This is a genomic window from Longimicrobiales bacterium, from assembly GCA_035764935.1.
Lineage (GTDB): Bacteria > Gemmatimonadota > Gemmatimonadetes > Longimicrobiales > RSA9 > DASTYK01.
Genome location: DASTYK010000097.1, coordinates 1 through 18,519, shown reverse-complemented (window position 1 = coordinate 18,519; position 18,519 = coordinate 1). Strand labels below are relative to the sequence as shown.

Annotated in this window: 15 protein-coding genes; 10 read left to right on the top strand and 5 right to left on the bottom strand. The window is 67.6% G+C overall.

Annotated elements, in window-relative coordinates; genetic code table 11:
- From VFU06_08110 to VFU06_08090, 5 genes are all read left to right on the top strand, one after another.
- A partial coding sequence (locus VFU06_08110) for an amidohydrolase family protein (protein ID HEU5209359.1) occupies positions 1 to 988 on the top strand: 988 nt, incomplete at its 5' end.
- Between the two features lie 546 nt (positions 989 to 1,534).
- Positions 1,535 to 2,638: a membrane dipeptidase gene (locus VFU06_08105; GenBank protein HEU5209358.1), complete on the top strand. Its 1,104-nt coding sequence runs from the start codon at positions 1,535 to 1,537 to the stop codon at positions 2,636 to 2,638.
- A 137-nt stretch (positions 2,639 to 2,775) separates the two neighbouring features.
- Complete coding sequence (locus tag VFU06_08100) at positions 2,776 to 5,847, top strand: SusC/RagA family TonB-linked outer membrane protein (protein HEU5209357.1); 3,072 nt, start codon at positions 2,776 to 2,778, stop codon at positions 5,845 to 5,847.
- A 53-nt stretch (positions 5,848 to 5,900) separates the two neighbouring features.
- Positions 5,901 to 7,307 (top strand): RagB/SusD family nutrient uptake outer membrane protein, encoded by a 1,407-nt coding sequence (locus VFU06_08095; protein HEU5209356.1) that lies wholly within the window; start codon positions 5,901 to 5,903, stop codon positions 7,305 to 7,307.
- 74 nt (positions 7,308 to 7,381) lie between these two features.
- A complete protein-coding gene (locus VFU06_08090) occupies positions 7,382 to 10,108 on the top strand; it encodes a serine hydrolase (GenBank protein HEU5209355.1) in 2,727 nt (908 codons plus the stop codon).
- A gap of 29 nt (positions 10,109 to 10,137) precedes the next feature.
- Here VFU06_08090 and VFU06_08085 read toward each other — a convergent pair whose 3' ends face one another.
- Positions 10,138 to 10,890, bottom strand: coding sequence for an IclR family transcriptional regulator (locus VFU06_08085; protein ID HEU5209354.1), 753 nt, complete (start codon positions 10,888 to 10,890; stop codon positions 10,138 to 10,140).
- Positions 10,891 to 11,031: 141 nt separating this feature from the next.
- Between VFU06_08085 and VFU06_08080 the strand changes: the two genes are divergently transcribed.
- Both VFU06_08080 and VFU06_08075 read left to right on the top strand, forming a co-directional pair.
- Entirely contained in the window at positions 11,032 to 12,627 is a 1,596-nt protein-coding gene (locus VFU06_08080; protein HEU5209353.1) for a M81 family metallopeptidase, read from the top strand.
- Positions 12,628 to 12,673: 46 nt separating this feature from the next.
- Positions 12,674 to 13,846, top strand: a complete 1,173-nt coding sequence (locus tag VFU06_08075) for a serine hydrolase (protein HEU5209352.1) — start codon at positions 12,674 to 12,676, stop codon at positions 13,844 to 13,846.
- Between the two features lie 196 nt (positions 13,847 to 14,042).
- On the opposite strand, the gene VFU06_08070 is transcribed toward VFU06_08075, so the two are convergent.
- Positions 14,043 to 14,246, bottom strand: coding sequence for a dodecin family protein (locus tag VFU06_08070; protein HEU5209351.1), 204 nt, complete (start codon positions 14,244 to 14,246; stop codon positions 14,043 to 14,045).
- A gap of 238 nt (positions 14,247 to 14,484) precedes the next feature.
- Between VFU06_08070 and VFU06_08065 the strand changes: the two genes are divergently transcribed.
- Positions 14,485 to 15,039: a class I SAM-dependent methyltransferase gene (locus VFU06_08065; protein HEU5209350.1), complete on the top strand. Its 555-nt coding sequence runs from the start codon at positions 14,485 to 14,487 to the stop codon at positions 15,037 to 15,039.
- The gene (locus tag VFU06_08060) at positions 15,036 to 15,263 is read left to right on the top strand and encodes a hypothetical protein (GenBank protein ID HEU5209349.1); all 228 of its coding nucleotides are present in this window, start codon (positions 15,036 to 15,038) and stop codon (positions 15,261 to 15,263) included. Before VFU06_08065 ends, VFU06_08060 begins: the two co-directional genes overlap by 4 nt.
- Before the next feature lie 648 nt (positions 15,264 to 15,911).
- Here the strand turns inward: VFU06_08060 and VFU06_08055 are convergent.
- Together VFU06_08055 and VFU06_08050 are read right to left on the bottom strand one after the other, a co-directional pair.
- On the bottom strand, positions 15,912 to 16,256 hold the full coding sequence (locus VFU06_08055; protein HEU5209348.1) for a DUF1330 domain-containing protein: 345 nt from the start codon (positions 16,254 to 16,256) through the stop codon (positions 15,912 to 15,914).
- 604 nt (positions 16,257 to 16,860) lie between these two features.
- Complete coding sequence (locus VFU06_08050) at positions 16,861 to 17,064, bottom strand: hypothetical protein (GenBank protein HEU5209347.1); 204 nt, start codon at positions 17,062 to 17,064, stop codon at positions 16,861 to 16,863.
- Positions 17,065 to 17,184: 120 nt separating this feature from the next.
- Here VFU06_08050 and VFU06_08045 point away from each other — a divergent pair, with 120 nt between their 5' ends.
- Positions 17,185 to 18,102 (top strand): hypothetical protein, encoded by a 918-nt coding sequence (locus VFU06_08045; GenBank protein HEU5209346.1) that lies wholly within the window; start codon positions 17,185 to 17,187, stop codon positions 18,100 to 18,102.
- A gap of 90 nt (positions 18,103 to 18,192) precedes the next feature.
- Here VFU06_08045 and VFU06_08040 read toward each other — a convergent pair.
- Positions 18,193 to 18,519, bottom strand: a 327-nt coding sequence (locus VFU06_08040; protein HEU5209345.1) for a cobalamin-dependent protein, incomplete at its 5' end; no start/stop codon positions are given.

The window sequence follows — 18,519 nt, the reverse complement described above, 5'->3', positions numbered from 1 at the left end:
GACCACGCTGACCGACATCCTCACGTACGCGGACCTCGTCGAGACCGGCGACATCCTCGGGCCGCGCATCTTCCACACGGGCCCCGGCATCGACCGCAACGACGGCATCCGCACACTGGACGACGCGCGCACCGTGCTCCGCCGCTACAAGGAGTACTACGGCACCGGCACGATCAAGCAGTACACGGCCGGCACGCGGCTGCAGCGGCAGCTCATCGTGATGGCCGCGCGCGAGCTGGAGCTGATGCCGACGACCGAGGCATCGCTCAATTTCCGGCTGGAGCTGACGCAGAACCTGGACGGCTACCCCGGGCACGAGCACAACTGGATCGTGCAGCCGCTCTACGGCGACATCGTCGACCTGATGGTCGCCAATGGCACGACGTACACGCCGACACTGCTCGTCACCTACGGCGGCCCGCCCGCCGCGAACTGGTTCTACGAGCGGGAGGACGTGCACGACGATGCGAAGCTGAGACGGCTCACACCGCACGACGAGGTGGACCGCGCCACCCGTCGCCGCGGCCAGTGGACCATGCCCGAGGAACACGTGTTCGACGAGCATGCGCGCTTTGCCGCGCGGCTCGTCGATGCCGGTGGCCGCGTCGGCGTGGGCAGCCACGGCCAGACGCAGGGGCTCGGCTTCCACTGGGAGATGTGGGCGCTCGCCTCGGGTGGGATGACGCCGCACCAGGTGCTGCGCGCGGCCACGCTGCACGGCGCGGACGCGATCGGCCTCGACCAGGATCTCGGCTCGATCGAGCCCGGCAAGCTCGCGGACCTGCTCGTGCTCGCCGCGAATCCGCTCGACGACATCCGCAACACGAACACGCTGCGGCTGGTGATGAAGAACGGTCGGCTCTACGACGCGGACACGCTCGCGGAGGTGTACCCGCGCGAGCGGCCCGGGCCGACGTTCTGGTGGTGGGGCGATGCGCCGGCCGCGGGGCTGCCGGGGGCGAACGACGCAGGCGCACAGAGCCGCTGACGGGGCGGGAGCTTGCCGAAATCTCGCCCCCGCAGTACCCTCAAACTGGAAATCAATTCCAAAATATGGAACGCCGCGTCGCACGCGGCGCGATAGACCTGCCTGACGCAGATGAGCGTGAGGCGGGCGGGTCGCCAAAGGCGATGGTGGGAACGGACACCCATCGCCTCGGGGACACCGCCGCCTGGTGGCCGGACGCCGTCCTGCCGCCCGCTCGCGAACGATATGTCAGAGTGCAGCGGTAACGGGACTCCGCGACTGCCTGCACTGCTGACCCTGGACTGATGATCCGGCACGTCCGGATCTGCATCGCATCAACAGCACGAGGGCTGATTGCCCGTGGGCGCCGTCGTGGCCGACGGCCGGGGCGCTGCGCGTCTGTCGCGTGCAGTCGTCGTACGCCTCGCGGGCGCCGAACGCACCGGGCGTTCGGGGCGAAGCTGCGCCGTTCCTCGGGGAAGCGGCGGGCATCGCCGTGCATTGCGTGTGTGAGGTCGTCGCGTGGCCGACGCCTCTGATCGGTTCACCAGGGTCAGGAGAGACGTCATGGCGTTCGCGGCAACTACCGGCAGGGTGCTCCTCGTGGGACTGGCGCTTGGCGCATGCCAGTCCGGGCCGGACTCGCAGGTCGCGGAGCGGGACGCGCGGGTCGCGGCGATCCACCAGGACCACGTCTTCGCGGACATCCACGCCCACCCCAGCCGCTTTCACCGCGCGAATGTCGAGAAGATCGAGGCGGACGAGCTGGCGACGTATCGGCGCGGCAACATCGATCTGATCGTCGCGAACGTCAGCAGCGACGCGGCGTTCCACGGCGGCTACACCGGGGCGGACGGCAGCAGCGTACCACGCCTCCGAGGTGACGAGGTCTACCCGCTCGAGCCGGGCGACGGCTTCGCCTTCATGCTGGATCGGCTCGCGCGGATCACGAGGACGGTGGAGGACGGTGACGCCGTGCTCGCGGTTTCACCCGATGTGGTGCTGGAGGCGAAGCGGCAGGGGAAGCTCTCGATCATGGCGGCGCTGGAGGGCGCGGACGGCATCGAGGGGAGTCTCGACAACCTGCGCGAGATCCATCGTCGCGGGGTGCGTCTGGTCCAGCTCATCCACTTCCTGAACAACGACGTCGGCCACAAGCAGACGGAGCCGTACATCGACGAGGGGCTGACGGACTTCGGCCGCGAGCTGATCCGTGAGGCCAACCGCCTGGGGATCATCGTCGACCTCGCCCACGCGAACACCCCGACACTGATGGACGCGCTGGAGGTCTCCTCCCAGCCGATGGTCTTCAGCCACACGGGCGTCAAGGCGCTGCACGATGGTGCGCGCTACATCACCGACGAGGAGATCGAGGCGATCGCCGCGCGCGGAGGCATCATCGGGATCTGGCCCGCGAAGGCGCTCGGGAGCGTCACCGACATGGTCGCGCACATCAGTCATGTGAGGGACCTGGTGGGCATCGATCACGTGGCCATCGCGAGCGACCTGCGGGGGATGGAGTACATCCCGGAGTTCGGTGAAGAAGCGAACTTTCGCGCGATCGTGGACGCGCTCATGGACGCGGGCTACAGCGACGAGGAGATCGGCAAGATCATGGGTGGCAACTTCTTCCGACTCTGGCAGCAGGTCGCGGCAGCGAGCGAGGCGTGAAGTCGAACACCGAGCGCAGTCACGACGCAAGTGACGTATCACCCTTTTCAGCGGGGGAGCAGATGGACGTCCTGTTGTCTCCACCAGCCGGTTCGTCGTTGTCAGTGCCTACGTCTGAGACAAGGAGAGTGTCCGGCATGTGCAAGCACGGCAAGGTCAGGCTTTCGGGCGTCGCTTCATTCATACTGCTCATTCTGCTGAGCGTGGTCACGGTCGCACCTGTCAACGCGCAGGACGCCCGCGGCACGATCCTGGGCAGGGTGATCGAGGAAGGCACCGGCACGGCCGTCGCTGGTGCGTCGATCGTGGTCGCCGGGACACAGATCGGCACGATGTCCGATGCGAGCGGGTCGTTCGTCATCGAAGGTGTCCCCGTCGGTCGCCACCAGGTCGAGGTAGGCTTTCTCGGATACGCCACGTACCGGACGGAGGTAACCGTCTCGGCCGATCAGCCGGCGCGGATCGAAGCCGTGCTGCGCGTAGACGCGCTCCGACTGGAGCAGATCGTAGCCACCGGATACGGCACGTCGCGCAAGGAAGCGCTCACTGGGTCCGTGCTGTCCGTTTCCGCCGACGAGCTGAAGCAGCTTCCGACCGCATCGCTGCAGACGGCGCTGCAGGGCACGCCCGGCATCGTGGTGACGAGTGCGGATGGCACGCCCGGCGGCGGCATCAACGTTCGGGTGAGGGGCGTCGGCTCCATCACCGCCGGTAGTGAACCCCTCTACGTGGTGGACGGCATCCCCCTGTTCAACGATGCCGCGGGTCTGGACCTGACCGGCTTTGCCAACTCGGGTCGCAGCGCAAACACGCTCGCTTCGCTGAATCCCAATGATGTCGAAAGCATCGTGGTTCTGAAGGACGCGGCGTCGACCGCGATTTACGGGTCGCGGGGCGCGAACGGCGTCGTCCTGATCACGACCAAGGGCGGCGTGGCGGGAAACAGCATCCAGGCGGCCAGGCCCCAGTTCGAGTTCAACTACCTGACCGGCTTCTCGAGCCTGGCGTTCACCAACCTGCACCAGGGGCTGAACGCATCCGACTATCACGACTTCTACATCGAGTCGCGGATGAACGCGGGCATGAGCCGCGAGGCTGCGGAGACCCAGTTCGAGAACGCGTTTCCGGTTCGTGAGGACAACAACTGGCTGGACCTGATCACGCAGCGCGGAACGACGCAGCAGTTCGACCTGAGCGCGCGCGGCAGCACCGAGAACCTGACGTACTTCGTCTCCGGCGGCGCGTTCCTGCAGGACGGTGTCGTGATCTCGACCGACTTCGACCGGTACTCGGGGCGGTCGAACCTGACGGCCCGGATCTCGGACCGGTTCCGCCTCGCCAACAACCTGAGCCTGTCACACACGTCGCAGAACGCCCACCAGGACGGCACCGCATTCCGGGCGCCGTTCTACCAGGTCGTGTTCATGCCGTCCGTCATTCCGATGTATGACGAAGACGGCGAGTGGTACGCCAGGCACACCAACATCATGGGCGCGTACCATCCCGTGGGTGGTCTGAAGGAGGACGTCTGGCAGCGCGAGACGACGCGCGTCATCGAAAACCTCACCGGTACGTTCACGTTCGACGACCGGTTCTCGCTGTCGTCGGCGTGGGGCTTCGACCTCTACAGCGTTTCGGATTACGAGTACCAGAACCCGCGCTTCGGGGACAGCAGGAACCTGGGTGGTGGCTTCGACGAGGGTCGCGCGAACGTGCTGGCGTGGCAGGGAACGAACACCCTGTCCTTCGCGGACGTATTCAGCGACGCGCACCATGTCGATGCCGTGGTGGGCGTCGAAGCGAGCAAGACCAGCAGGAACCGGGTCCGCGCGAGCGGCTCCGGCTTTGCCCACCCGTCGCTCAAGACGGGCGCCAGCGCCGCGCTGACGCAGGGCTCGTCGGACCGGCTGGCGTACTCCTTCGCCTCCATGTTCGCGCGCGCGAACTACGACTACGACGGCACGTACCTGGTGTCGGCGTCGGTGCGCCGTGACGGCTCGTCCAAGTTCGGGCCGGACATGCGGTACGGTAACTTCTGGTCGCTCGGCCTCGGCTACACCCTTACCAACTCGATCCTCGCCGACAATTCGTTCGTCGATTACCTGAAGCTGCGGGGATCGTACGGTGAGATCGGGAACGCCGACATCGGCTCATACGAGTGGCAGGGGCTGTACAGCTTTGCGCCGACGTACTACAACCTGCCGGGCTCCGGGCCGTCGCAGGTGGAGAACCGGAACCTGACCTGGGAATCCCAGGCGGCGTTCAACGTCGGCATCGACTACGCCGTCCTCGACAACCGGTTCAGCGGCGCACTCGAGTGGTACAGAAAGGTCTCCAGCGACCTGCTGCTCAACGTGCCGGTATCCTACACCACCGGCTTCCGGAACATGCTGCAGAACTACGGCGACATGGAGAACTGGGGCTGGGAGTTCTCGGTGCAGGCGAGCGTACTGCGCCGACAGAGCTTCGACCTGGGTGCCAACTTCAACATCACCAGCCAGAACAACGAGATCACGAAGCTCGGCGATGCGTACGTCGACGGAGCGTTCCGGCGGGAAGAGGGGCGGGATTACCAGGAGTACTTCCTGTACCCGTGGGCGGGCGTGGATCCCGCCACGGGCGATCCGCTCTACTACACCGACGAAACGAAGACGGCGACGACGAGTCTCCTGAATGAGACCGACCGCATCTATGACGGGAAGACGGCGACGCCCAAGTACATCGGGAGCTTCGGCCTGTCCGCCAGCGCCGGGCCCGTCACGGTTCAGACGAACGCGATCTACGCGTTCGGCCACCACATCTACGAGTACGCCGCCCGCTACTACAACGGCGATGGCGCGTTCCTGCCGCGTTCCACGTCGCAGTGGGCCTGGGAGAACCGCTGGCAGCAGCCGGGCGACAACGCCAAGGTTCCGCGGCAGGTGTGGGGCGGCAGCGCGAACAACAACCCGAACTACAACGCCCGCTACCTGTTCAAGGGTGACTATGTCCGCCTCAAGGACGTGAGCCTCTCGTACCGGATCCCGGATTCGCTGGCCGGTCGGGTGGGCATGCAGTCGCTCAGCCTGGACGCGAAGCTCACGAACTTCCTGACCTGGGTCGGGGACAGCGATCTGCACATCGATCCCGAGCAGCCGTTCGACGGTGTGTACGAGACGACGTCGCCCAACATGAAGACGATCAGCATCGGCTTCAGGTCCGTGTTCTGATGACGACCCAACGAACGAACACCGGCCATCAATCACAGGAACGAGGTGGGATCATGAGGCATACGAAGGTCCTGACACTGGCGCTGCTCCTGCCGGTTGCGGCGGGAAGCACGGCGTGCTCCGACTTCCTCGGCCTGGAGCCGCACCAGTCCGTGTCGGACGCGATCTACTTCCAGACCGTCGATGATTTCCGCGCCGCGATCGTCGGCGTGTACGACGCGATGCAGTCCAACGCCTGGTACGGACGCAGCATGTACATCATGTCCGACATCATGGGCGAGGACATCAAGAAGAACAGCACGGCGAACCGGTACAAGGAATTCGCCGACTTCGAGGGCCAGGTGATCTCCGGCCACATGTACGAGCGCGAGCTGTGGGCCGCCGTGTACCAGGGGATCGATCGGCTCAACCGGATGATCAACGCGGAGTTCACGCCGCCCGCATCGCAGCAGGCCGAGTACAACCAGATCATCGGTGAAGCGTACGCCCTGCGCGGGCTCGCGTACTTCGACCTCGCGCGGATGTACGCCCAGCACTACACGTTCACGGCCGATGCCGGTCACCCGGGCGTGCCGATCGTGCTGGCGTCGGACATCACCGCGCGCCCGGGTCGGAGCACGGTGGCGGAGGTGTACGGGCAGGCCGTGGCCGACCTCACGGCGGGCCTCGGCCGGATGACCACCGATCGCCATCCGCCGTTCATGATGTCCAGGAGCGGCGCGCAGGCCATACTCTCCCGGATCTACCTGTACATGGAGGACTGGGGCAGGGCTGTGGCCATGGCGGACTCGGTGATCGGGAGTAACAAGTACACACTGGCCACCGGTGCAACGTATGTCAGCCAGTTCTCCATCGGTGCTTCGCCGGAGGCCATCTTCGAGCTCGAGTACAACTCCGCGGACCGCCAGGGCAACGAGGGCATTGGAGGGATGTACCGCGCGAGCGGCTACGGTGACTACCTGCCGTCGAAGGATCTGCTCAACCTGATCCCGCCGGGCGACGTCCGGAACGACGTGTTCGTCGTCGATCCGCTGCTTACCGGCATCTACGCGAGCATGCGCGTGAACAAGTGGCCGCTGGCGCCCGGCGATGACAACATCCCCGTCATCCGGCTCTCGGAAGTGTACCTGAACCGTGCCGAGGCCAACGCCCGCCTCGGGAACACGGCGGCGGCGCAGGCAGACCTGGATCTGATCCGCAAGCGTGGGCTCGCCACGGCACCGGACGTGACCGCGACGGGGCAGGCGCTTCTCGACGAGATCCTGATCGAGCGAAGGATCGAGCTGGTCGGTGAGGGGCACCGCATCCACGACCTGATGAGACACAAGCAGGACATCGTGCGCGTCGACAACACGAGCACACGCGCTTCGATGTCGTATCCGTGCAACTTCTGCATTCTGCCGATTCCGTTCGAGGAGGTGGACGTGAATCCGAACATTACGCAGAACGCCGGCTACTAGGCCTGCACGACGGGGCGGTCCGTCCAAGGATCGGACCGCCCTGACGCCCCGCACAGGAACCCGAGGACCACACCATGAGAGAGCCGACCGGACGGTGCCGCCGACGCACCCGTCTCATTCCTGACTGCATCCTGCTCGCTGTGGCGAGCCTGGCCACGGCGTACCCGGCGCACCGCGTCCACGCGCAGGTCGTGGCCGCCGAGGCACCTGCGCCGACCGCCTTTGCCGATGCGATCGCGCAGGCCCGGGCGACCGTGACCGCAGTCATGGACGAGCAATCGATCCCGGGCATGTCGGTCGCGGTCCTGATTGATGGTGACGTCGTCTGGTCCGAGGGCTTCGGCTTTGCCAACCTGGAGCACCGCGTTCCGGTCACCACGCTGACGCGCATGCGGATCGGCAGTGTATCGAAGCCGGTCACGGCCGCTGCGATCGGCCGCCTGGTCGAGCAGGGGCGGCTCGATCTCGATGCGCCCGTCCAGCGCTACGTCCCGTCCTTCCCCGAAAAGCGCTGGCCGATCACCACGCGGCAGGCCGCCGGACACACGGCCGGCATCCGCCACTACCGGGGCGGCGAGTTCCTCAGCCGGGACCGCTACCCGACGGTGACGGAAGGGCTCGCGATCTTCCAGGACGACACGCTGCTGTTCCAGCCCGGCACCGGCTATCAGTACTCGAGCTACGGCTGGAACCTGGTGAGCGCCGTGATCGAGGGCGCAACGGGCGAGGAGTTCCTGGAGCACATGCGACGCGAAGTCTTCGAGCCGCTCGGCCTGCGCTCGATCGTCGCCGAGCACACCGACAGTATCATCCAGCATCGCGCAGACTTCTACGAGCGCGACGATGAGAGCGGGCGCGTGCTCAACGCCGAATACGTCGACAACAGCTACAAGTGGGCGGGCGGCGGGTTCATCTCGAACACCGAGGACATGGTTCGCTTCGGCTGGGCCCACCTGGACGGCAGCTTCCTCCGGCCCGGGACCGTCGCCGAGCTCTTCACGTCACAGCGTATCGCGGACGGCTCCGCGACGAACTACGGCATCGGCTGGCGGTCGGGAACCGATACGGCGGGTCGCCGCTGGGTCGGACACACGGGCGGCTCCGTGGGAGGCCGTGCGATCCTGACCCTTTATCCGGATGCGCGCGTGGTCGTGGCCGCACTCGCGAACCTCGGGTCGGCGCCGATGACGCCGGAGCTCGCGGAGCGCCTCGCGGCGCCATTCATCTCGGCTGCTGCCGATCGCGTCGGTTCAGCAGCGAACCCCCGGGGTGCCAGCTACGACCTCCTGCTGCGCAACGGCCGCATCGTCGACGGCACCGGCAACCCCTGGTACGTCGGCGACATCGCGGTGCGGGGTGACGAGATCGTGCACATCGCCCCTACCATCGACGGCAGCGCGAAGCGCGTGATCGACCTGGCCGGCCAGGTCATCGCACCGGGCTTCATCGACATCCACACGCATGCGCGCCGTGGCATCTTCGAACGCCCGACAGCCGACAACTACGTGCGGCAGGGCGTGACGACGCTGGTCGAGGGGCCTGACGGCAGCTCACCGCTGCCACTCGCACCGTTCCTCGCCGCGCTCGATTCACTCGGCACGTCCGTCAACATGGCCAGCTTCGTCGGACAGGGATCCGTCCGGTCCGAAGTGATGGGGAACGCAGACCGCGCCGCTACGCCTGCCGAGATCGAACAGATGCGCGCGATCGTCCGCCGCTCGATGGAGGAGGGCGCATTCGGCCTGAGCTCCGGCCTGTTCTACACGCCCGGTGCGTTCACCCCGACAGCCGAGGTGGTCGAGCTCGCCCGCGTAGCGGGCGCACTGGGTGGCATCCACATCTCGCACATGCGCGACGAAGCCGCGGGCGTGGTGACCAGCGTCGAGGAGACGATCCGCATCGGCGAGGAGGGCGGGCTGCCGACGCAGGTGACGCATCACAAGGTCGTGGGACCCGGGTACTGGGGCGCAAGCGTCGAGACACTGCGGCGAGTCGACGAGGCGCGCGCCCGCGGAGTCGACGCGACCATCGACCAGTACCCCTACACGGCGTCGAGCACCAGCGTGCAGTCGGCGCTGCTTCCGGCCTGGGCGCTGGAGGGCGACCGCGCCGCCGTGCGCGCACGCCTGAACGATGCCGCGACGCGGGCACGCATCCGGGCGGAGTCCGCCGAGATCATCCGCCTCGAGCGCGGCGGCGGCGATCCGAAGAACGTGGTGATCGTACGATGCTCGTGGGACCCGTCGCTCGCAGGGAAAACCCTCGCCGACGTGACCCGGCAGCGCGGGATGGAGCCGACGCTCGAGAACGCGGCCGAAACGGTCCTCTGGATCACCGCACAGGGCGGCTGCAGCGGCGTGTTCCACGCCATGAACGAGGACGACATCGAACGCATCATGCGGCATCCCGCAACGATGATCGCGAGCGATGGTGAGATCCCGGAGCCGGGCAGCGGCCACCCGCACCCGAGGAGCTACGGCACCTTCGCGCGGGTGCTCGGCACCTACGTGCGCGAGCGCGGAACGCTCACGCTCGAAGAAGCCGTGCGGAAGATGTCGGCGTTTCCCGCACAGCGGCTCGGACTGGAAGATCGCGGTGTGCTGCGTCCGGGGATGAAGGCGGACTTCGCCGTGTTCGATCCGGCTCGCGTGCGTGACGTCGCCACGTTCGATCAGCCCCACCAGTACGCCGAGGGCTTCTCACTCGTCGTCGTGAATGGCGCGGTCGTCTTCGAGGATGGGCGCATGACCGATGCGCGGCCGGGGCGGGTGCTGTACGGACCCGGAACGCTGCTGCACTGAGCTGCATCGCGGGCGAGGTGTCGACGCGCTCAGCCGTCGGGGCCGCGCCAGCCCAGTGACCTGGACAGGGACATCGCCGGATCCACGATCTGCCGCCCGAGCCGCGGCAGATCGTCCCGCGAGACCCGCCAGACCGGCGCGCTGATCGAGAGCGCGCAGATCACCTCGTCGCGATGATCCCGGACAGGTGCGGCGATCCCGACCAGGTCGTCCTCGCTCTCCGCCCAGTTCACCGCGTATCCGCGCACACGGACTGCAGCGAGCTCGACCAGCAGTGCATCCAGGTCCGCGATCGTGTTCGCCGTCCTTCGCTCCAGCGGGAACGACAGCAGCGACTTCACCTCCTCCGTCGAGCGCCACGCCAGCAGTGCCTTGCCGGCCGCACTCGCATGCAGCGGAAATCGCCGCCCCACCGCTCCCATGTGCGCGACCTGCCGTGGACTCTCGACCGCCTCGACATTGATGCCGATGCCATCCGCGCCCAGCAGCACGAGATTGGACGTCTCGCCCGTCGACGCCGTGATCTGCTCCAGCCACGGATACGCCAGCCGCTGCAGCGGGATCGCCTGCCGCGCCAGCTCCCCCACCGCGGACAGGCGCATCGATACACGGTAGCGGCCGGAGTCCGGATCGCGGTCCAGGAATCCCGCAGTCAGCATGCGACTCAGCCACCGCGACGTCGTGCTCCTCGGCCGGCCCAGCAGCTCGGCGGCCTCGATCACCCCGATCTCGCGCCGCGACGCGTTGAACAGGTCGAGAACCTCCATCACGTGCTCGATCACGGCACACCCACCGATGTATGGGTTCCAGTCATTACCGGGCTGCGCAGGGGACGCTTGCATTGCAGGAACATCACGCCCCAATATACCACATCATCCTCTGAAACTCAGTTGCAAAATATGGGACCCGGCGCGGGAGGTTGCATGACGGTGACTGGTGCTCCGTTCGTTGTCCTCGGTGCGACCCTGGTGGTCCTGCTGTCCGCCTGCGACACGGCGGCCGGGCGGCAGAGCCGCGAGTTCCGCGTGGCGGTCGCCCAGTTCTCCCACGAGACGTGCACCTTCTGTCCCGGCCCTGACCCGGTCATCGAGGACTGGACGCGCGGCGGCGGTCCGCTGCGCGGCGACTCGCTGCTGGAGCGCGGCGGCTACATGGGCGGCTTCGTCCGGCAGGCGCGTGAGTTCGGCGACGTCGAGCTCGTCCCCCTGACTTCACCCGCCGGGGTGTGGGGCGGCTCGTCGCGGCCGTGGAACGCGGAGGAAGTGTTCGATCATTTCGTCGGGCAGATGCTGGACGAGCTGCGCGCGCAGCTGCCGGTGGACGGCGTGTACCTCGCGCTGCACGGCGCGATGGCGGTCCGCAACATTCCGCGTCCCGAGGCGGAGATGGCGCGTCGCTTCCGGGAGGTGGTCGGTCCGGATGTCCCGATCGTCGCCACGTTCGACCTGCACGGCAACGAGGACGAGGAGTTCCTGAAGTGGGCGGATGGTGCATTCGTGACCAAGCGGTACCCGCACTACGACAGCGGTCACCAGGGCGAGCGTGCGGCGCGGTATCTCCGCAACATCATGCGGGGCGAGTACAGGCCCACGACGGCGAGCATCAAGCCGCCCGTCGTGACCGGCACGGTGCTGCAGTGGACGGGCGCATCGCCCTCGATGGACATCATGGAGCGCGCGCGGATCTGGGAGAACACGAACCCGGGCACGTACGTGAGTGTGTTCTACGGCTTTCCGTGGGCGGACGTCCCGGACATCGGTGCGCAGGTCCATGTCATGACCAACGACGACCAGGCGCTGGCCGATGAGATCGCGCGGGACATGGCGGAGTTCATCTGGCGCAAGCGCGAGGAGTTCGCGCGCGGCGGCTACGTGCTGCCGGAGGAGGCGGTGCGTCGCACGCGCCGCGCGATCGCGGACGGTGCGACGCCGGTGCTGCTGGCGGACTACTGGGATCGCCCCGGAGATGCGACGTGGACGCTTCGTGCGCTGCTGGACCAGCGTGTGGGGCGGGTGCTGTACGGCTCGCTGTCCGCAGAGCCGACGCTCGAGCGGATCTGGGCGGCGGACCTGCAGTCGGGTGACCCGTTCGACGACGAGGTGGGCGGCTATACGGGAGAGCAGGCTGGCCCGCCTGTTCGGATCAAGGGAACGCTGGTGTGGCGTGGCGCGCGTTTCGGGTACGACCGCGTGGCCGTGATCGCACATGGTGACGGCAGCATGCTGGTGCTCGTTCCCGCCTACCAGCAGACGACGAGCCCCGAACAGCTTCGTTTCGGCCCGATCGATCCGGACGAGTTCGACGTCATCGTCACCAAGAGCCGGGTCCATTTCCGGCGCGGCTTCGACGACAACGGGTATGCGCCGACGATCCTGATCGTCGATGCGCCGGGCGACTGGTTCGGCACGATCCGCCTGGATGCGCTCGACTTCGAGCATGGCCCGCTGAATCGTCTCTACCCGTTCGGCGCGCCTCCCGATCAGGCGGACTGGCTGCAGGCGATTCCCGGCCGGCGCTGAGGCGGCCGGCGCAGGTTCCAACCAACTCTGAATACGGGAGCGCACCGTGAGCACACCCACGCGAGGTCGTCGATCCGCGTCCGGCACTCGACGCGCATGCGTGCTGGCGCGTCGGGCAGTACTGGTCGTTGCAGTCGTCGTGGGCGGATGCACGCCGGCGGCCCGTTCTTCCGCGCGACCCGCCCCGTCGAGCACAGCGCCCGCAGCCTTCGTCTATCCGCAGGCAGCGTGGGAGTACCACACCAGTCCGGAAGCGGCAGGCTGGAGCGCGGCCGGCCTGGAAGAGGTGCGCGAAGCGCTCAGCCAGCTCTCGACGACGGGCTTCATGGCCGTCTCGGGCGGTCGGGTCCTCTTCGAGTACGGTGATGTCGAGGTGGTCAGCTACCTGGCATCCGTACGGAAGAGCGTGCTCTCGATGTTGTTCGGAACGTACGTCGCGGACGGCACGATCGATCTCGATCGCACGCTCGAGGAGCTGGGCATCGATGATCACCAGGCGCTCACGGCAGCCGAGAAGCAGGCGACCATTCGTGATCTCCTCTCCGCGCGTTCGGGCGTGTACCATCCGGCGTCGAACGGCGGCGACGACCTCGCGAGTGCACCGGCTCGCGGGTCCCAGGAGCCAGGTGCGTACTACCTGTACAGTAACTGGGATTTCAATGCGCTCGGGACGATCTTCGAACAGGAGACCGGCCGCGACATCTACGACGTCCTGGAGACGGACCTGGCCCGCCCCATCGGCATGCAGGACTTCGATCGCACACTGCACCGGAAGTCGGGTGACCTCGACGTGTCGCGGCATCCGGCGTACCACATGCACCTGTCCACGCGCGACATGGCGCGTATCGGGTACCTGATGCTGCGTGAGGGGAACTGGGCCGGCACGCAGCTCGTGCCGCGGGAGTGGGTCAAGGAGAGCACGCGCCTCGTGACGCCGCGCGCGGAGATGAATCCCGACCGTCATCGTGACGGATCCTTCGGGTACGGCTACCTGTGGTGGGTCTTCGACGATCCGCGCCTGGATCCGGAGTACGAGGGCGCGTATGCGGGGCACGGTGCGGTGGGGCAGCACATCCTGGTGGTGCCCGCACTCGACCTGGTCGTTGCGCACAAGACACGACCCGGTGAGGGGCGCCGCGTCTCACACGAGGAGTTCCACGCAGTGGCGCGGCTGCTCGTGGCGGCACACTGCGGGACGAGCTGTCCGGACGCGCAGTAGGACCACGCCCGCTCGCTGCAGGCCGACGACGACCTGCTTCGCGATGTCGATGCCCTGACGGTTCCGCGTAGCAAGACTCGAGGAGCGGCAGTCGGACTGAGCGGCCCGCAGCCGTATGACTGCGGGCCCCGCGCGTTCATGAGGAGTCCTTCGTTCTGCGCAGCAGGCAGGTCGCCTGCCGTGCAGCGCATGCGGGTCACTCGTCGAGGACGAACGTCACCATCAGGTTCACCTGGTACTCGACTACCTTGCCGCCGTCGATACGAACCTGCTGCTCCTTGATCCACGCGCTGCGAACGTTGCGCAGCGTATCTCCGGCGCGTGCGATCCCCTGGTTGATGGCGTCCTCGAAACTCTTTCCGGATGTCGCACTGATCTCGGTGACGCGAGCGACTGACATGGCGTGATCCTCCGTTCGAGGTGGTGTTGGCGCAGCGGTGCGGCGCACGACGAGGCTCGGCGGATGCAGGGAAGGGACCACGCGGATGGCGGCCGGGCAGGATCGGCCGGATAGCGTCAGCAGCCCGACAAATGACGTCACAGCCGCACCACGTGCAGCGTGCGAGGAGGTCCCGGAGGAGCCGGAAGAGCCGGTCGAACGGGCAGCCGCCCACGACACGGGTGCGTTACCTTCACGCATGACCCATGACGAAGCTGTCGGCTTCCTCGCCGCCGCCGGTCCGTTTCGCGGCACATGGGCTGACATCGGCGCTGGCAGCGGCACCTTCGCCCGCGCGCTCGCCGAATTGCTCGGCCCGACCGGCGCAGTCACGGCAGTCGACACGGATGAGCGCGCCCTTGCCCGCCTCCGAGTCCACGATGCCCGTGCGAGTGACGCAGCCGCACCCATCACCGCGGTCCGCGGCGACATGCACGACCTGACCGCGATCGCACCGCTCGGCCGTAGCACCGTCGACGGATTTCTGTTCGCCAATGTGCTTCACTTCACCCGCACCCCCGACGCCGTGCTCGCGCAGGCAGCGGCGCGGCTGAAGCCAGACGGGCGCGTCGTCGTGATCGAGTACGAGCGTCGCATGACGAACCCGTGGGTGCCCCACCCGCTGCCGCTCGCGCGGCTGGCGGAAGTCTCGGCGCGCGCGGGGTTCACGCCACCGCGCGAGGTCGCACGGCGCGCATCGGCGTACCACCGGGAGATGTACTGCGCGGTGATGACAACACGCATGGGCTCATGAGCATACTCTGGATCATGGCCGCTCTCGTCGTTGTCGGCGCAGGCGCCCTGGCCCGCCAACGGATCCGCGGCGCCCGCCATTCACCCATCGACGACGACGCGATCCGCAGGATCGAGCTGGGGCTGCCGCTCGAGGCCGATGAGCCAATCGACCTGGACGAGGTGCGCTCCGCAGAAGACGAGTTCTGGGCGGACCCGGAGGAGCCCGAGGAGTTCGGGGCGTAAGGCCCGACCGTCTCACCGCCCTCCGGCTGTGGCCGTGCTCCTCCCGGGCGACAGGTCGCCGGTCAGCTGGAACTCGAAACGCACCATCCCGAGCCGTGCGTTGACTGCCGGTACTGTGTCGATCAGGGACTCGGCTTCGGCCCCTCCGCGTGCGCAGCGGCAGGAGCTCCCGGTACTCGCTCGACGTGCGGGATCAAGCGGGGGCGTACGTCTCCGTGCGCGACGTGCGCCTGAGGTCAGCGGCGCTGCCCCATCACGCGACAACGGCTGCGTGGTCCGGCGTCGCGTGTCGCCTGATCGGGCGTGGAGCCCGATAGCGCGCCATGCATTCGACGTCCCGCCGAACGATTGTCGCGGTACTGGGCATCAGCACCGGCAGCGCGCCACGCGGCCGCGAGGCCCGAAGCATTTGGCGAGTTATCGGGCGTCGGCCATCTCCGCCATCTGCCCGAACCGACGGAACACGTTCACCAGCCGCATCTGAACACGCGCAGTTCGGGATGCAGCCGGCCACGACTCGGGTACGGGCGGGAGAGGAAGGTGCTGAGGTCGGTGGCGGAGAAGGCCGGTGATTGGCGGTGCTCGTGTGCGCGTCCTTGCAGTCGGTGCGAGGGGCGTGGCCGATCCCGCTATTCCCGCACCCGTGCGTCACGTCCTTGCCAGGATATCCGTCGCGCGGTGATCCGCCGGTACCGTCTCGATCAGGATCACCTCGCCATCGGCGTTCCGCGCTCGCAGCGGCAGGATCTCCCGGTACTCGCTCGACGCGTACCACGCGCTTGCCTTCTCGCGGTCGGGGAACTGGATGATGATCAGGTCGCCGGTCCAGCTCCCCTCGAGACAATCGACGGGGCCGCCATGCACGAGGAAGCGACCATCGTACGGCTCCAGCGTCGCATCGATCCGCTCCAGGTACTCCAGGATGTCCGGTCCCATCGTGACGTTGCGGAGGTGCGCGACGGCGAGGACGGGCAGGCTGTTCTGCGGGGTCATTTGCTCTCTCCCTGTGCGAGGCCATTTCGAGGCCATGGCCATATGGCCGGCGTGTGTGAGACGAACGCGCTCGACGATCTGTGACGTCGCGGCGCGCGTCCGCTTCGGTGGGTCCAGTGGCCGGTCAGAGCACGGTGCCTTCCGGATGCGACATGCGGCTGCCCGTCGGTGCGCGACGAGACTGGCGCTGCACAGACCGGGGTGCCCGATAACGCGACACGGAGCGCGCGGGGCGACGTCGCATGGCGCGCTGTAGGGCAAATGGCCTGATGCCGCAGCAGGCGCTTCCGGGCCTGGTCCACCATTGGCGCGGTTCAGGGCAATACGCCCCGCGACGCACCAAACGCCCGGGAGCCGCGTCACGCGTGGCGCGCCACAGGCCCGGCGGCGTCTGCGCGTACCACCCGCCTGCCGGACCGGCCAGTCACGCATGGGAGCGACAGCGCCCGGGTGGCGCGCACAGGCAATTGGAGGCGTCGGGCGGCAAGGACCAGCCGCCTGCCGGCGCGGCCAGTCACGCATGGGAGCCACAGCGCCCGGGTGGCGCGCACAGGCGATTGGCGGCGTTGGGCGGCGCGGACCAGCCGCCTGCCGGCGCGGCCAGTCACGCGTGGGAGCCACCGCGCAACGGGTGACGCGCACAGTGGGAACGGTGTCCCCGCACCAGGTTCATCCGCACGACGCTCACCCGCACGAGGCCCACCCACACCAGGCTCACCCGCACCAGGCTCACCCGCACCAGGCTCACCCGCACCAGACTCACCCGCACCAGACTCACCCGCACCAGGTTCATCCGCACGACGCTCACCCACAACACGAGGCCCCACCCGCACCAGGCTCACCCACAGCTCACTCACCCCGTGATCCCTCCCCATCCCCTCGCCCGTATAGCGAAGTGACAGCACCGCATGCTCAACCAGGAGCACTCATGCATACGACGTCGAACCGCGCGGACACTTGCGCAATCACCGCGCGACGCCCCCCGCACGATGCACGCTTCGGCGGATTTCTGATCGTACGCTTGCTGACGCTCGGGCTCTTGCTGCTCGGTGCGCTGCCCGCATCCGCACAGGACCTCACGGGCAGCTACCTCTACCAGCCGCCCGAGGGGACGGTCAGGCTCGAGCTGCAGCAGGCAGGGGATCGCCTCACCGGTGTGCTGTACGGCCTGGACGGCACGCAGAACCCGCTGGAGGGCACGTTCGCGGACGGCCGTGCGACGGGGACCGTGCGCATGACGAATGGCGATGGCTGGTTCGCGGTCGCTGCGCACGGCGACGGCGTCAGGCTGCTGGCGGGCGCGTTCGATCCCGACACTGGCGAACCGGACCTGACCGATGGCTGGCAACTCGACTTCACGCGCGCCAATGCGACCGTGGCCGCAAGCGGTGCGAGCGGCGCCGGCGCGATGTCAGCCTCCGGCGACGTCGCACGACAGGGCGCGTCGCCATCCGCACCCGCGATCACTCCGCTCGTCCAGGAGTGGATGAACCAGCTTGGTGGTCGCAAGGTCACCTACATCGACAGCTACAACGACGGGTCGGGCGGCGGATTCTCCGACCGGTGGGAGGCGTACATCTGCAGCGACGGCTCCTTCCACTTCCGCTCCAGCAGCAGCATGAGCGCCGATGTCGGCGGGGTGTTCGGAAACAGCAGCGGCAGCGATTCCTTTTCGGGTCGGTGGCGCATCATCGAGCACAACGGGCAGGCGGTGCTGCAGTACCAGCAGGAGCACGAGGTCGGTACCGAGCAGGGACAGTGGGTCGCGCTCGGCTACCAGAATGGCGCGACGTACTTCGACGGGACGCGCGTGTACGTGACGGACGACAACAACATGTGTCGCTGAACGTGGTGGGCTCGCGGCCGCCGCCAGGGTCCGGCCTGCGCCTGAACGCACCGCGTGATCGGCTTCGCGCGACGATGCTGCGGCAGGCTGCTAGCGCGAGGTGGACTGCACTCCTTCGCGGTGAAGCCGCAGCCACTCGTCCAGTGCATGCAGGCTCGCGACAGCTTCGACGCCACGGATGTCGACGTCCGCCGCGCCGCCGCCACCCACGAGCAGTGGCATGGATCGCGGCAGGCGACGTCGCAACGAACGCAGCTCGCCCACTGCAACTGCCGTCGGCGGAAGGACACAGCTGATCGCGACGGCGTCGATCGGCGCCTCGCGCGTGAGCGCGACCACCTGGTCGGCGGGCGTTTCCAGACCGAGCACGAGCGGCTCCCAGCCGGCCAGCGCGCAGACCAGCGCGACCATCTGCAG

Excerpts from the sequence above, each read along its gene's own strand:
- VFU06_08060 (HEU5209349.1), top strand. The coding sequence starts at position 15,036 with ATGAGCATACTCTGGATCATGGCCGCTCTCGTCGTTGTCGGCGCAGGC.
- VFU06_08070 (HEU5209351.1), bottom strand. The coding sequence starts at position 14,246 with ATGTCAGTCGCTCGCGTCACCGAGATCAGTGCGACATCCGGAAAGAGT.
- VFU06_08055 (HEU5209348.1), bottom strand. The coding sequence starts at position 16,256 with ATGACCCCGCAGAACAGCCTGCCCGTCCTCGCCGTCGCGCACCTCCGC.
- VFU06_08065 (HEU5209350.1), top strand. The coding sequence starts at position 14,485 with ATGACCCATGACGAAGCTGTCGGCTTCCTCGCCGCCGCCGGTCCGTTT.
- VFU06_08095 (HEU5209356.1), top strand. The coding sequence starts at position 5,901 with ATGAGGCATACGAAGGTCCTGACACTGGCGCTGCTCCTGCCGGTTGCG.
- VFU06_08105 (HEU5209358.1), top strand. The coding sequence starts at position 1,535 with ATGGCGTTCGCGGCAACTACCGGCAGGGTGCTCCTCGTGGGACTGGCG.
- VFU06_08080 (HEU5209353.1), top strand. The coding sequence starts at position 11,032 with ATGACGGTGACTGGTGCTCCGTTCGTTGTCCTCGGTGCGACCCTGGTG.
- VFU06_08045 (HEU5209346.1), top strand. The coding sequence starts at position 17,185 with ATGCATACGACGTCGAACCGCGCGGACACTTGCGCAATCACCGCGCGA.
- VFU06_08090 (HEU5209355.1), top strand. The coding sequence starts at position 7,382 with ATGAGAGAGCCGACCGGACGGTGCCGCCGACGCACCCGTCTCATTCCT.
- VFU06_08100 (HEU5209357.1), top strand. The coding sequence starts at position 2,776 with ATGTGCAAGCACGGCAAGGTCAGGCTTTCGGGCGTCGCTTCATTCATA.